This is a genomic window from Planctobacterium marinum, assembly GCF_036322805.1.
Lineage (GTDB): Bacteria > Pseudomonadota > Gammaproteobacteria > Enterobacterales > Alteromonadaceae > Planctobacterium > Planctobacterium marinum_A.
On the sequence record NZ_AP027272.1, the window covers coordinates 3,408,740 to 3,422,209 of the forward strand.

The window sequence follows — 13,470 nt, forward strand, 5'->3', positions numbered from 1 at the left end:
GGCTCACTTTAATTAGTAAGCGCTGCGAAAGTAAGACACCTCAGAAACATTGTCTTGCTCATTGAGTTTAATGATGACAGTCAGGCTGCGACTACTGCTTTCACTTTGGCTGGAAGAGCCTCCTACCAGAGCTGCAACATCAGAACCTGCACCCAAGATATTAATACCCAAACTGCTGGCACTTTGGGTTTGAGAAATCTTGTCATAGATCCACACTTCACCATTGGTGTCCGGGGATTTTTTGACAATATTGGGGCTTCCCAGCGTTTGTGCCACCTTCACTGAAGATACACCAGGCTTAATTTCTTTTTGTACAAGACCAACGGTGAGTTGTTTGGCATCAGAGTCTTGAGTATTGGCACAAGCGGCCAGTGATAGGGCAACGACACCCGCCAAAATCAATTTACTATACATACGCGACATAAGGGCTATTCCTTTAGTTTGATTGGTTAAAAAAGAATTGAGGACAAATTTTACAGACATCTGAATTTACCTATCTCTGCAACGCTTAGGGTAACTAAATTATTCCAACAATTTAGGCTATTTGTCTGTAACCAAGGTTATCCACTTGTATCTGAATGTAAGCAGGAGAAGAAGGACTAGACTAGAAGTGGTATTTAATCGACTTTATCGTATTAATATTGAAGGCCGTTCTGATCAGAACGGCCGCCGGGCAGGCTTAAAAGCCACCTTCATTTTGCTCAGCCTGAGTCCGCAGGTAATACTCAAGCAGCGTTTCGCCCGGGAGTGGGCCGCTCGCTCCGTCTTTGGTGTCACCTGCACAATTACCCGTTACACCACCTGTTACTAACTCTGCTTCTGTCTTATTTAAAGTACGCATATTGATTTCCTTGTCAAAAATTAATTCAGGCAAAGGTGTCATTCCTTTGCACCCGCCTCGCCTGCGAAATTCATTGAATCGCCTTAGCAAGTGAATTAATCATAGCCACAAAAACGCGCAGTGTAACCTGTACCAAAGTACAGTTTTAATGGCTATTAATTAGCGGTGGCATTGAGCAAACCATCAATCAAAATAGCCAGCATAGCCTGCTGTTGTTGACTAGCCTGGCTCGCCCCAACTGACCAATCACTGTTAGTTACCAATATAAGATCTGATGCTGGATGGGTCAGAATAAATTGTCCGCCCCAGCCCCAGGCAAGCTCATAATTGGCCGTGGAGTCGGAGAGTACAGCGCTTTCCCCTAGCCAGTTCAAATAGCCATAACCACGATAATTAAGAGCACTGTAAGTACCCGTGAGCTCTACTTGCTCCTGCTTTAACGCCGTTACCCAAGACTCAGGGACAACCTGCGCAGCAGAACCATCAGGTGCCGTGTATAAACCATTGTTTTGAATAAGTAAACCCAGTTTGGCCTGATCAATTGGACGTAGTTCCAGTCCCGCACTGCCGTTGTGGCGTCCGTCGGCCAATATTTCCCAACGAATAGCGTTAATACCCAGCGGTTCAAATAGTCGACTTTGAGCGAACTGCTGTAATGAAGTCTCGGAAACTGTACTGATAATAACTCCCAACAAATGTACGGTCGCCGAATTATAGGTAAAGGTTTCACCGGGGTTACTGGTGAGGTTTCGCGACAACAAAAACTCCACTGGCTCATTGGACTGGGCCCATTCCACATAAAGTGCCGCCCCGCTCTCATCCCAGTCATAACCGCTGGTCATGGTAAGTAATTGTTCTACGGTAACAGACTGGGCCCTTGCATCAGCAAAGCTGTAATCCCCACTAAAAAACTCACCCAACGTGGCCTGCATGGATAATATTCCCTCGTCGATGGCAATACCGGTTAACAACGCAGTAACCGTTTTAGTGACTGAGCGCACGTGTTGTAGTTGTTGTGCCGTTTGGCCATTGAAATATTGTTCAGCCACTAATTGACCGTTTTTTAACACTAACAAACTGCGCAGACCGTTTTGCGAAGCCGCTTGCGTATAAACGCCGGATATCACAGCCTCATCAATGCCGACTTCAGCAGGTGTAGCGTGGTTAATATCAGAAGAAACCGGTAGATAATCGGGACTATTGTTGACGGGAGGCACAGTTACCGTCGTCGTATCAGACGAGCCCCCACCACAGGAAATTAAAGACAAGCAACATAATAAGATAACGAACAAACGCATAGGGACTATTCCGAGTCATTTTTGCACCAGCTTATACAAAAAACGCCTCAAAAACCTACAAAAATGTGATGAACCGCGGGAATTATCATGCTGACTGACCCTATTCACTTTATCAGGAAAGTTACCTGAAAGTTACGGGACATATCCTGAGTCTTGATATTTGCGATAGCCCGCAGACGTTAGAGCACTTAGTTCGTCAAGGTGCAGTTTTTCCAGTCGAGTAAAATTAAAACAAGATTTTCCTTGCATGCGCTTTTTCAGCTGGGGGGAGAGAGTATCTAACAATTCCGGGAAAACGTAGACAGGCATCAGGTGAAAGGAGACATAGCGCTTTTTGATGTTAACCGCTGCGAAAAACAAGGCTTTTTTGTTCTTCATGATGTGACGACTATTCAAATAATAGTCGTCACCGGTGTCCTTTATGCAATCCAGACTGGCTGCATAAGGCGTCAATATTTGTTTTAACTGGGTGAACACCGCAACAAAATCTGATTGATTCATAGGCTACTCAGTCAATTTGAGATTGGATTCTTACCACACCAGATCGTCAGGGATTTCGTAATCTGCATACCAATCTTGCTCTTCTTCTGAGAGTTCCACCTCGCCTTGCTGATCTGCCCGGTACAAAATACAGCTGGCATCGCGCTCAGCAATTTTATCTGCCACCTGAATAGGGATGATGGCGTAGCTGTCTTTGTGAGCAACAATAGCCAGTTTATTGCCTTGCAGATGACCTCGCGTTTTTTCATTCACCAATAGCTGCTTAATCACATTATCGTGAGTGAATTGAAATTTGATATCACCGTTATTAACCGGTTGCTGGTTCATATCGATCATTTGAATGATCTGCGCTGCAATTTGCTTCTTCTCAGCTTCTTTTTTTGCTTCAGCATTAAGTGCCATGTCTTTTTGCTTTTTGGCCTCTTGCTGTGCTTTTACCGACGCTTTGACTTCATCGGTTTCGACAATTTTACTCTTGCGGCGAATTTTGTCTTTTTTGCGTTTTTCGTTTTGGATTTTTTTTGCACTTTTTTTGTCAGCAAGACCGGACTTTAAAAGCTGCTCCTGAAGGGATAGGGCCATAACTACCTCAAGTTAATAACAATTGGGCTATTTTAAACTGAATCGCGACGGGATCAATGCTCTACTGGGGGTTGCTGAGGAGTCCCTTGGGCGTCTGCCACTGTATACCAATAGAGAGGATCATTGACCGGCGTTTGCTCGGGTAAGACCGGATTATCCAGTTCAAACACAATGCGCTGCTGGATGTTGGCCTGCTCTATGTATTCTTTGTGTTCAGCAAAAAACAACTTATCAAACTCTCCCGCGGCGATTGCACGACGCAATCCGGTTTCCACCAGTTTTTTCATGACAATATTCTTTTTATTGAAGAAAAAGTAGGTGGCCGTGGGATAACGCAGCGCCAGATGGGGCTCAACGATCAAGTTTCGACTCTTTTGCGGATCCGCCATTTCGGCCCAGATCTCTACAATAGAACGCGGAAAGAAGCCCGCTTGTTCGAGACGCACAACATCAAACATTTCGTAATAATCTGTGGCCGTAACTACTTCGAAGCCATTGGATTGCAAAATCTTAGTATCTGGCCAGTCATGACCTTGTACAGGGGTGTATTGACGCAATTCCTGAATGGTTTTGAAACTATTAAAGACATCGAGGTTTTCATCTTTTACCAGAAACAGTCGCCAGCCAATCAATCCTTTGTAAATTGGGATTCGAATGGGTAGTAACTCTTCTTCCCTGACTTTATCCGTCATGCTCCACACCAGGCTGATTTCGCGATTGGCTTTTAGCTGCTTAATGGAGCGCCCTTGCGATAACACTTTTTGACTGGGATATAAGTTATAGTTCACCCCCGTGTGCTTTAGCGCCAGACGCAACACCGCGAGCGGATAAGTTGTGCGTTTATCCTCAACATCATCCGGTCGCGGATAATAAATGGTCCAGGTCGCTGCGACTACAGGCAGTTGAATCAAAAACAGAAGTACGAATAGTAACAGTCGGCGTGATGTCATGCAGTGGTAAAAAGCAGCCTTTCCAGCTCTCTTTCTTCATCGTCAATTACAGAGACGATGATTTTTAAGGATTCCCCCTCAGATTGCAATGTATAAGAAACAAAACAGCTAAACAGCTTTTGCTCTTGTACATTTTTAAAAGTCCATTTTACGTTGGAAAACATGATATTTTCTGACAGACGCATGGTTTGGCACACTTCAGCCTCACACAATGCAGCACCAATGGATTGCAAGCGGTCCATGAGATCGTCGATCACCTCAGCAATAGCCTCTGGGGTAGTGTAAACATTCTTACGCTCATCACTCATTATTACCGCAGGCACAAAGTACATATCAGCAACGGCCCGTGCGTCGTATTGTTCGTAGGCCCGAGCGTAGTCATCAAAAAACAGTTGGGAAAGTGAAGACACAGAGCATTCCTATTGTGTAAAAAATCTATTTAGCTTATCGACTGATATTGGCTAAGCCTTGATAAATATCTAGTGCCTTATACGGAATTTGTCTATTCGATCCCGATAAATTTATGGGTTTGCAATGACAAGCGCCAGTTGCGTTCAATACAGGTTTTAACGGCTAATTCAGTTGCTCGCTGCTGCTGGCTGATAGGTTGTAGGTAAATAAGACAGCTTGATTTTAACGCTTTGCCAGCCAATAATTCATCAAGCTCTTCAATGTGCTTTTCCATGGCTATCGGGTGTTTTATTTCATCTGCTTGCTCCAACAATTCGCGGCGAACTTCGTACCCTCCCTTCATGTTGATTTTGGGTGAAACAGTAACCCAAGTGTCTGGATGCGTTTTCAAAGCAAAGGTACCACTGGTTTCAATCTGCACACTGTAGTCGTTTTCAATCAGTAAACTGGTAAGCGGTACCAAATTGTACAAACAAGGCTCGCCCCCCGTTAAAATGATATGTTTCGCGGTGTAGCCTTCTTCGCGCAAGATATTAAGCAATTGCTCGGCCGTGGCACGAAACCAGGTGTCCGAATCACTGGATTTTAGTAACACCTGTGAAGCACTCTGCTCAGTTTCAGGCGGAATATCCCATGTGTGCTTGGTATCACACCAAGGGCACCCCACCGGACAACCCTGCACGCGAATAAAAATCGAGGGAACTCCCGTAAAAGCCCCTTCCCCTTGAATAGATTCAAATATTTCATTGATCTTGTATTGGGTGGTCACCTCATTGGTGATGTTAATCCGCTGCGAGTCATTCATTTGAGAATTCAATCTGGCTGCCTTTTGTTGGTTGATGAATTACAGCAATTGCGTTTACTGAAGAAACCACTAGAATCGCCGTCATAGCGCACTGATTATAGAGAATTGTGGCAAATGACACAAAAAGTTGTAGTGATTTACTCCGGGGGCATGGATTCGTTCACGGTATTACATCGAGCAATCAAAGACGGCTACCAGGTGTTTCCTCTGTCTTTTGATTATGGACAAAGACACAAAAAAGAACTGGATTACGCCGCCGGTGTGTGTGCCGAGCTGGGTGTGGAGCACAAAGTTATCGATATTTCTGCCATCAACCAGCTAATTGGTGGCTCCTCCCTCACCAGTGATATCGAGGTACCTGAGGGCCATTACGAAGAAGAAAGCATGAAACAGACGGTGGTGCCCAACCGCAATATGATCTTGCTTTCCATGGCTGTGGGTTATGCGGTAGCCATTGGTGCTAATAAGGTTTATTACGGCGCTCATTCCGGTGACCATGCAATTTACCCCGATTGTCGCCCGGAATTTGTACAGAAGATGAATGATGTCAGCGCCATCGCTAATTATGAACCTGTTGAAATTTACTCCCCCTATTTAACTGTCAGTAAGATCGATATTCTCACCGATGGTTTGACAATGGGACTGGATTACAAGCAAACCTGGACCTGTTACAACGGCCGCGAAAAAGCCTGTGGTAAATGTGGAGCCTGCCAGGAAAGACTGGAAGCCTTCGCTGAAAACGGTGTACCCGATCCACTCGAATACGAGAGTTAACTGCTCAGCTGCGGATATCTCTGATAAGGCTAAAATCTGACTAATAGCAATTCATTCTATACAGAGTGAATTAATTTCGGAATTTAACGGTCCTGATACGTTATTATGCAGTATTAATCTATGGATTATTTATCAATACATGTCGGGACAGGCAGATGCAAAGCACATTAGAAAAAGTCGTTATGATTAAAGAAAGTTTCTGGCAACGGTTGCAAGAGGACGCCTTGCACGTGGTCACTTCGGAACCACTACTGGCCAGCTATGCGCACGCCTGTATTTTGAATCACCGTAACTTCGAGTCTGCTTTGAGCTTTATTCTGTCTAATAAATTAGCCGATGAAGTGATGCCCGCACTTGCCATACGCGACGTTTTTATGGATGCCTACGAAGCCGATCCAAGTATTATTGCTTCGGGTATTGAAGATATCAAAGCTTGTTATGACAGAGACCCCGCGGTGCATTCTTACCTGATGGTGCTCATTCATTTTAAAGGCTACCAAGCCATACAAGTGCATCGTCTGGCTCATCATTTGTGGCAACGCAACCGCAAAGATCTGGCGTTGTTTATTCAAAGTCGAAATAGTCAGGCCTTTGGCGTGGACATACACCCAGCAGCGACAATTGGCAAAGGAGTTATGTTTGACCATGCTACCGGTATTGTCGTAGGTGAAACGACTGTTATCGAAGACAATGTTTCGATTTTACAGTCAGTTACCTTGGGCGGTACAGGTAAAGTCGCGGGTGATCGACATCCCAAAATCCGCGAAGGTGTCATGATTGGCGCTGGCGCAAAAATTTTGGGTAATATTGAGGTTGGCCAAGGCTCCAAAGTAGGTGCCGGTAGCGTGGTTTTAGATCATGTACCTCCCCATGTCACCGTAGTAGGTGTACCAGCAACGGTCGTTGGTCGTCCCTGCTGCAATAAGCCCTGCGATACCATGGAACAGAACGTCCTGGCAGACGATAAGCCATAGGCAATACACTTCTGCTTCCATATATCTATACAAACCGAAATGCCAAATCATAAGAATGATTTGGTTTAATGACAGCATTACGATCGACTATAGTTATTACACTATAAAAATTTAAACTGCACTCAACCCAAACACCCTGCCTGTTCAAAAAAACACAAACAGGAGAAGGTGATGAATCCAGTCATTTCTGCGCAAGCAGTGGAACTTTGTAAATTTATTGCAGCAAACGAGGCAATTAAAGCTCATTTGTTCATGGAGCAAAGCCACTTACCTTATGATGTTCAGGATTTAATTCTGGCAGCACTATCTGGTTTACAAAAATTGGATGGCAAAGTCATTGAGGAAATTCTGGAGGCGTATTGTCAATGCAGTAGCTTTGATGAGCGGTTGCTGCATTAGATGCCCCGAGCATAAAAGCTGCGAGGCACTCAAAAGGCGTATTATGCTGGCACGGGTTTAGCTGTTAACTCACCGCTGCCAGACTTGGCTTTGGTCGAGATTGTACCCCCTGCCCTGATTGTTCAATAAACCAGGTTAACTCTTTAATGCAGTGCTTAAGTACCGGGTTAAGCCGCACGTTTTTGCCGTTCAGCACGTAAAGCTGGTGTTCAAACTGGAACTGCTCTTGTGCCACAGGCACAATAAACTCCTGCATTTCCGGGGTCACAAGGTAATCCGGTAATAAACCAATGTACTCGCCCGTCATGATAGCCGAGCGGCAGGATTCCCAACAGTCTGACCAGATTTTAACTGATAACCTTTGGCCATCGCGCACGTAATTTCCCGATGACAGGCCGGACATCCCTACAGCTGGGAAGTCCTCAAGCGCAACCTCTTTCAAACTATCTACTTTTGAAAGGATATGACTTTTCGCACAATACAACTTACCGGTAACACTTGTGTTAATCTCGTTAAAGTTTACCGATTCAGGCTTGACTAAGTCATAACAAGACAATACCAGGTGACACTCGCCAGAAAGCGCAACATGCTCTATTTCCTGATATTGGCGAGTCTGAATATTTACATGTATATCGTCGAATTTTTTCATGGTGCTTTGTACCGCTTTTGCTACGGCAGCCATAACGCCCGATGAGAGAGAGGATTGCACCACCAGAGTAATGTGGCCGGAGTAATCGTCGTGTAAACTTTTCAGATTAAACACAAAATTATCAAAAGCACTGAAAATGCGCTTAGTTTCCTGATATACAATTTCACCTTCTTTGGTTAACTGAAAGCCGCCTCGTCCTCGTTGGCACAAAATCAAATCCAACCTTTCTTCCAGCTTTTTGATTGCCGCACTAATGTTAGGTCTTTGCATACGTAACACAGGTTCAGCTGCGGTAAATCCATTACACGATGCTACGGCAAAAAACACCCTTAACAGCTTAATATCGGATTCCTGAAGACGATTTAACATGATACTCACCACTTTTATCTATAACTGATGCAGATAAAGCCACACCAAACGTATTTGATTTTATACTAATTCACGAAACCTGAAGTTGCCCTAGTGATGGCTTCAAATTGTGAAGTAGCACTACAAATCCGTGCAAATGTGTAGAGTTATTTAACCCAAATGGCTGTTTTGAGTAGTATAATTCCAGTTTATGAGCGCTGAACCACTTGTGAGCGCAACGCTTCTACCTGGTCTCGAACCGCGGCTGCTTGTTCAAACTCCAGATTCTGAGCATGCTCAAACATTTGTTTTTCCAGTCGCGCTATTTCTGCCATTAGTGACTTAGGATCAAGATTATATTGTCCCGGCGGCTCCGCAGCTAACTCATGGGTTGTCCCTTCGCCATCACTGCCCATGTCCATCACATCAGTCACTGGCTTGTGCAGCGGCTGTGGTGTTATGCCGTTTTCTTCGTTAAAGGCTTCTTGTTTTTCGCGGCGACGATTAGTTTCGTCTATGGCTCGTTGCATGGAGCCTGTTATGGAATCGGCGTACAGGATAGCCTTGCCATTGATATTTCGAGCGGCACGACCAATGGTTTGAATCAATGAACGATCGGAGCGAAGGAAGCCTTCTTTATCGGCATCCAAAATCGCAACCAAACTCACCTCTGGCATATCCAGGCCTTCCCGCAACAGGTTGATCCCCACCAGTACATCAAATTTTCCTAAGCGCAAATCCCGAATAATTTCCATCCGCTCAACGGTATCAATGTCAGAGTGCAAATAACGCACCTTAACCTGATGCTCATTCAGATAATCGCTAAGATCCTCAGCCATACGTTTTGTCAGTGTCGTCACTAAGACCCGTTCGTTAACCTTCACCCGCTTGTGAATTTCAGACAATAAATCATCAACCTGGGTGCCCACCGGACGGATTTCTAGTTCTGGATCCACCAATCCTGTAGGCCTGACCACCTGCTCTACCACATCACCAGATGATTTCTCCAGTTCGTATTTGCCCGGCGTCGCGGAAACATAAATAGTTTGTGGGCTGAACGTCTCAAATTCTTCAAATTTGAGTGGGCGATTATCCAATGCCGAAGGCAAACGAAAACCATACTCCACCAGCGTTTCTTTTCGGGATCGGTCGCCTTTGTACATGGCACCGATTTGCGACACCGTTACGTGGGATTCATCAATGAACATCAAACCATCAGCGGGAAAATAGTCAATTAATGTTGGCGGCGGCTCACCGGGGTCTCTCCCCGACAAGTAACGACTGTAGTTTTCGATACCAGAGCAATAACCCAGTTCTGTCATCATCTCAATATCAAACTGGGTACGCTGGGTAATACGCTGCTCTTCAATCAGTTTGTTAACTTCTTTGAGCTGAGCTTGTCTTTCTTTTAGCTCTACCTTAATACGCTCAATAGCAGCCAGGATTTTTTCTCTGGGCGTAACGTAATGGGTTTTAGGGAATACTGTCGCTCTGGCCACTTGTTTTTCAATAGTGCCAGTAAGGGGATCGAACAGTTGAATACGCTCGATTTCTTCATCAAACAATTCGACTCTGACCCCTTGTTTTTCAGAATCCGCAGGGAAAATGTCAATGACATCGCCACGTACTCTAAAGGTACCCCGTTCAAAGTTAACGTCGTTGCGCTTGTATTGCAGCTCTGCAAGGCGACGTAATATATCTCGCTGATCCATAATGTCGCCTTGACGCAAATGCAACAGCATTTTCATGCAAGACTCAGGGTCGCCCAAACCATATATAGCAGAGACACTGGAGACAATCACAACATCTCGCCTCTCCATCAAGGCTTTGGTAGCCGACAAGCGCATCTGCTCAATATGATCATTAATAGACGCGTCTTTTTCTATAAAGGTGTCGGTGGTGGGAACATAGGCTTCTGGCTGGTAGTAATCATAATAAGACACAAAATACTCAACCGCGTTATTGGGAAAAAACTCCTTCATCTCTCCATAGAGCTGCGCAGCCAATGTCTTGTTGTGGGCCAGAATGAGTGTTGGCCGCTGCACCTTTTCAATGATGTTAGCCATAGTGAAAGTTTTACCTGACCCCGTAACACCCAACAAGGTTTGATGGGCAAGGCCATAACCTAAACCTTCTACTAACGCGTCGATTGCTTGCGGTTGGTCGCCCGCCGGTTGATATTTAGATTTGAGCTCGAATCCTCTGGTCATGATGCTGTATCACTTATCCCCGTATCATTGCTGGAAATTGAATCCATTTCTTCGTTGAGCAGTTTTCTGAACCAGAGAAACGCCACAGTAGCCGTGAGGAAATTAGCTAATACGCCCATCCAAAACATCCCCTTGAGTTCAAATAACAAACTGCCTAACCACGAGATCGGTACGAAGAATACGAACAATCTGATCACACTTAATAACAGTGCGCTCATCGGCTTGTGCATAGCGTTAAAAGAAGAATTGGTGAGAATGATAATCCCCTGTAAACCGTAGCCGATCGGCACAATCATCAAGAATAACTGAATGAGATTAACGACTTCTTTTTCCTGAGCAAAAATTTGTGCAATAAACGGCGCTAAAAACCACATAACCAGGAAGACCGCGAACTGCCAAAACAGAACAAACTTGAGACATATCACATAAGCGTCTTTTACCCGGTTGATCTTTGAGGCACCATAATTCTGACTTATAAATGGTGGTAAGGTCATAGACAAAGCTAGTATCATGATGCTGGCAATAGACTCAATGCGCCCCCCTACTCCCCAGGAAGCCACAGCAGCCGAGCCGTAACCTGCCACTATCGCTGTCATGACTCCGTTGGCTATAGGGGTCAACATATTTGCTCCGGCAGCAGGTACGCCAATCTTTAAGATATTACGGCTGTATTCTCTCAGCTCTGAGAAACTCAGCATTCTTGGCATAATCAACTTGCGTTTAAAAGCCAATAAATGAATGATTTGTCCACTCCCTATTGCCCAAGCAATAAGCGTGGCCAAAGCAGCACCTTGAATCCCCATAGCGGGAATGGGACCCCATCCAAAAATCAGTATCGGATCGAGAATGGCATTGATGGCTCCGCCTAAGGCCATAATCATACTGGGTGTTTTGGTATCGCCATTGGCTCTGAGTACAGCATTGCCCACCATTGGTAACGACAAAAAGATTCCAGCACCGTACCAAACTAACATGTAATCTTTGATATAGGGCATTTCCGCTTCCGATGCCCCAAGCAGGGTAAAAATAGGCTCTATCGAGATAAACCCAATAATTGCCAGAACAGACGCCATAATGAAAGATAGTATTAACGCGCCAGTGCCGACCCCGTGGGCCGTGCTTTTATCGCCAGCGCCCATTAGACGAGCTATGGTGGCAGAAGTACCAATCCCCAAGCCAATGTTAAGACTAATAACGGTAAAGGTAACAGGAAAAGTAAAACTAATTGCAGCAAGCTGTTCAGTACCTAGCAAACTAACGAAAAAAGTATCCACTAGTCCAAATGTCATCAGTAAGATCATGCCGTAAACGACGGGTATAGTCATCGTTTTCAGGGTTGAGTGGATATTCCCTTCTAATAAATTGGGGGCTCTTGAGGCATTGGACACTATATGGCTACTCGTTATTTTGGTAATGGAAGTTTGGGGCTTAGTTTAGATGTCGAATATTGACCAGTTTAACGACCGTTATATTCTTTGCTCAGCCAGAATTGCGGGTTAGTTTACTTTATGGTGTCAGGATAGGCTACGCCGTGTTCAGAATAGTTTGTAACTTTTTTTTGTCGACTTATCGGTTCACGGCTAATTAAAATGATGACAAGCCACCAGCCACCGCATCAAAAAATTGCACATTCCGGTTTAACCCAGTGTAATTGTCAAATAAATGTCATATAAATATCTATGTATTTGTTTCAACGAGGCGCTGTTGCAGTCTCCATATCTTTGAAACCGCTTTCATCTTTTCTGATGCCTTAGCCATTTGCAAAACAAAATCAAGCAAAAAAAGTGTATTTTTTTGATTTTTTTTTATTGACTTAACAAATAACACACAAGCTAAAAAACGCTGCTCAAAAATAGACCAGAGCCGGAGTTACAATTCTTAACAAAACCTTAAGTCATTGTTTTAAATAAACTTAAACACTTATTTTGGATTTTTTAAGATAACAACTTGACACGGTACATTGGGGCCTGCGTGCATGTGTTCTAATTTAATTCACATAGTTATCCACAGATTTAGTGGATAACTGTGGATTTCCCAATAAACACGTGATGCTGAAGGTTTTAAGGTAAAAAAAAGGTAAGTTAACACTAACGTTAAGCGGCGCTGAACGTCGTTAACAAATTGTTAATTACTGTATGAAAAAGCAGTACTTGTATAATTTAATAGATCTTTTTTTCATAAATTTGTCATTTTTATAATCGTATTTTGTGGGATACGTTTAACCCACAATTTATAAGTGACAAAAAACAGTCATCTGCCAACTGTTATATGAATGACTTTTCATTTTGGTTTTCATTCCCAGTAATGAACAACAGAACTTTTCGACGATGCATTCTGAATTCACATTAATACGCAGATTAAACCCGATGACAGCACCTTCTTAGGCGAATAAATCAGCGATTGAAAAAATAATTTTGTAATAATATTGACACCTCCCGGTCAGCTCTTTATTATTCGCGTCCGTTGTGACGAGGCGGGTTGTGATGCCCTCAAACTCAAGCTTCATTAGCAACGTAGAAATTAAGTTACGTTCCCCCTTAGCTCAGTTGGTTAGAGCGACGGACTGTTAATCCGCAGGTCCCCCGTTCGAGTCGGGGAGGGGGAGCCACTTAATTTGCCATAAAATGTCTATCTGTTCCCCCTTAGCTCAGTTGGTTAGAGCGACGGACTGTTAATCCGCAGGTCCCCCGTTCGAGTCGGGGAGGGGGAGCCACTCTCTTACTTCTTC

General features: G+C 44.3%; 14 protein-coding genes and 2 tRNA genes. 5 read left to right on the forward strand and 11 right to left on the reverse strand.

The annotated features are described in order from the left end of the window. Nucleotides 1-12: 12 nt before the first annotated feature. The 8 genes from AABA75_RS15155 to queE form a co-directional block, all read right to left on the reverse strand. Nucleotides 13-423: a hypothetical protein gene (locus tag AABA75_RS15155; protein ID WP_338293485.1), complete on the reverse strand. Its 411-nt coding sequence runs from the start codon at nt 421-423 to the stop codon at nt 13-15. Nucleotides 424-679: 256 nt separating this feature from the next. Further along, nucleotides 680-841 (reverse strand): hypothetical protein, encoded by a 162-nt coding sequence (locus tag AABA75_RS15160; RefSeq protein ID WP_338293486.1) that lies wholly within the window; start codon nt 839-841, stop codon nt 680-682. 155 nt (nt 842-996) lie between these two features. Beyond that, the gene (locus AABA75_RS15165) at nt 997-2,139 is read right to left on the reverse strand and encodes a serine hydrolase domain-containing protein (RefSeq protein WP_338293488.1); all 1,143 of its coding nucleotides are present in this window, start codon (nt 2,137-2,139) and stop codon (nt 997-999) included. A gap of 132 nt (nt 2,140-2,271) precedes the next feature. Further along, a complete protein-coding gene (locus AABA75_RS15170) occupies nt 2,272-2,640 on the reverse strand; it encodes a hypothetical protein (RefSeq protein WP_338293489.1) in 369 nt (122 codons plus the stop codon). Nucleotides 2,641-2,670: 30 nt separating this feature from the next. Beyond that, complete coding sequence (locus AABA75_RS15175) at nt 2,671-3,222, reverse strand: DUF2058 domain-containing protein (protein WP_338293490.1); 552 nt, start codon at nt 3,220-3,222, stop codon at nt 2,671-2,673. A 53-nt stretch (nt 3,223-3,275) separates the two neighbouring features. Continuing rightward, nucleotides 3,276-4,172 carry an amino acid ABC transporter substrate-binding protein gene (locus AABA75_RS15180; protein ID WP_338293491.1) on the reverse strand — a complete coding sequence of 299 codons (897 nt, stop codon included), beginning with the start codon at nt 4,170-4,172 and terminating at the stop codon, nt 3,276-3,278. Next, complete coding sequence (locus tag AABA75_RS15185; RefSeq protein WP_338293492.1) at nt 4,169-4,582, reverse strand: hypothetical protein; 414 nt, start codon at nt 4,580-4,582, stop codon at nt 4,169-4,171. Before AABA75_RS15185 ends, AABA75_RS15180 begins: the two co-directional genes overlap by 4 nt. 92 nt (nt 4,583-4,674) lie before the next feature. Beyond that, on the reverse strand, nt 4,675-5,388 hold the full coding sequence (gene queE / locus AABA75_RS15190) for a 7-carboxy-7-deazaguanine synthase QueE (protein WP_338294865.1): 714 nt from the start codon (nt 5,386-5,388) through the stop codon (nt 4,675-4,677). Between the two features lie 114 nt (nt 5,389-5,502). Between queE and queC the strand changes: the two genes are divergently transcribed. The 3 genes from queC to AABA75_RS15205 all read left to right on the forward strand — a co-directional run bounded on the left by queC (nt 5,503) and on the right by AABA75_RS15205 (nt 7,535). Next, complete coding sequence (gene queC, locus AABA75_RS15195; protein WP_338293493.1) at nt 5,503-6,162, forward strand: 7-cyano-7-deazaguanine synthase QueC; 660 nt, start codon at nt 5,503-5,505, stop codon at nt 6,160-6,162. Between the two features lie 155 nt (nt 6,163-6,317). Beyond that, nucleotides 6,318-7,136 (forward strand): serine O-acetyltransferase, encoded by an 819-nt coding sequence (gene cysE, locus AABA75_RS15200; protein WP_338293494.1) that lies wholly within the window; start codon nt 6,318-6,320, stop codon nt 7,134-7,136. Between the two features lie 171 nt (nt 7,137-7,307). Then, the gene (locus tag AABA75_RS15205) at nt 7,308-7,535 is read left to right on the forward strand and encodes a hypothetical protein (protein ID WP_338293495.1); all 228 of its coding nucleotides are present in this window, start codon (nt 7,308-7,310) and stop codon (nt 7,533-7,535) included. A gap of 64 nt (nt 7,536-7,599) precedes the next feature. Here the strand turns inward: AABA75_RS15205 and AABA75_RS15210 are convergent, their stop codons facing one another. The 3 genes from AABA75_RS15210 to AABA75_RS15220 all read right to left on the reverse strand — a co-directional run bounded on the left by AABA75_RS15210 (nt 7,600) and on the right by AABA75_RS15220 (nt 12,067). Further along, nucleotides 7,600-8,553 (reverse strand): LysR family transcriptional regulator, encoded by a 954-nt coding sequence (locus AABA75_RS15210; protein ID WP_338293496.1) that lies wholly within the window; start codon nt 8,551-8,553, stop codon nt 7,600-7,602. A gap of 188 nt (nt 8,554-8,741) precedes the next feature. Then, complete coding sequence (gene uvrB / locus AABA75_RS15215) at nt 8,742-10,742, reverse strand: excinuclease ABC subunit UvrB (protein ID WP_338293498.1); 2,001 nt, start codon at nt 10,740-10,742, stop codon at nt 8,742-8,744. Next, entirely contained in the window at nt 10,739-12,067 is a 1,329-nt protein-coding gene (locus tag AABA75_RS15220; protein WP_338293499.1) for an MATE family efflux transporter, read from the reverse strand. Before AABA75_RS15220 ends, uvrB begins: the two co-directional genes overlap by 4 nt. Before the next feature lie 1,206 nt (nt 12,068-13,273). Between AABA75_RS15220 and AABA75_RS15225 the strand changes: the two genes are divergently transcribed. After that, nucleotides 13,274-13,350, forward strand: a tRNA-Asn gene (locus tag AABA75_RS15225). A 28-nt stretch (nt 13,351-13,378) separates the two neighbouring features. Further along, nucleotides 13,379-13,455 (forward strand) — tRNA-Asn (locus tag AABA75_RS15230). Nucleotides 13,456-13,470: the final 15 nt, after the last annotated feature.

Excerpts from the sequence above, each read along its gene's own strand:
- AABA75_RS15155 (WP_338293485.1), bottom strand. The coding sequence starts at position 423 with ATGTCGCGTATGTATAGTAAATTGATTTTGGCGGGTGTCGTTGCCCTA.
- cysE (WP_338293494.1), top strand. The coding sequence starts at position 6,318 with ATGCAAAGCACATTAGAAAAAGTCGTTATGATTAAAGAAAGTTTCTGG.
- AABA75_RS15165 (WP_338293488.1), bottom strand. The coding sequence starts at position 2,139 with ATGCGTTTGTTCGTTATCTTATTATGTTGCTTGTCTTTAATTTCCTGT.
- queE (WP_338294865.1), bottom strand. The coding sequence starts at position 5,388 with ATGAATGACTCGCAGCGGATTAACATCACCAATGAGGTGACCACCCAA.
- uvrB (WP_338293498.1), bottom strand. The coding sequence starts at position 10,742 with ATGACCAGAGGATTCGAGCTCAAATCTAAATATCAACCGGCGGGCGAC.
- queC (WP_338293493.1), top strand. The coding sequence starts at position 5,503 with ATGACACAAAAAGTTGTAGTGATTTACTCCGGGGGCATGGATTCGTTC.
- AABA75_RS15205 (WP_338293495.1), top strand. The coding sequence starts at position 7,308 with ATGAATCCAGTCATTTCTGCGCAAGCAGTGGAACTTTGTAAATTTATT.
- AABA75_RS15160 (WP_338293486.1), bottom strand. The coding sequence starts at position 841 with ATGCGTACTTTAAATAAGACAGAAGCAGAGTTAGTAACAGGTGGTGTA.
- AABA75_RS15175 (WP_338293490.1), bottom strand. The coding sequence starts at position 3,222 with ATGGCCCTATCCCTTCAGGAGCAGCTTTTAAAGTCCGGTCTTGCTGAC.
- AABA75_RS15210 (WP_338293496.1), bottom strand. The coding sequence starts at position 8,553 with ATGTTAAATCGTCTTCAGGAATCCGATATTAAGCTGTTAAGGGTGTTT.
- AABA75_RS15170 (WP_338293489.1), bottom strand. The coding sequence starts at position 2,640 with ATGAATCAATCAGATTTTGTTGCGGTGTTCACCCAGTTAAAACAAATA.
- AABA75_RS15220 (WP_338293499.1), bottom strand. The coding sequence starts at position 12,067 with ATGACTATACCCGTCGTTTACGGCATGATCTTACTGATGACATTTGGA.
- AABA75_RS15180 (WP_338293491.1), bottom strand. The coding sequence starts at position 4,172 with ATGACATCACGCCGACTGTTACTATTCGTACTTCTGTTTTTGATTCAA.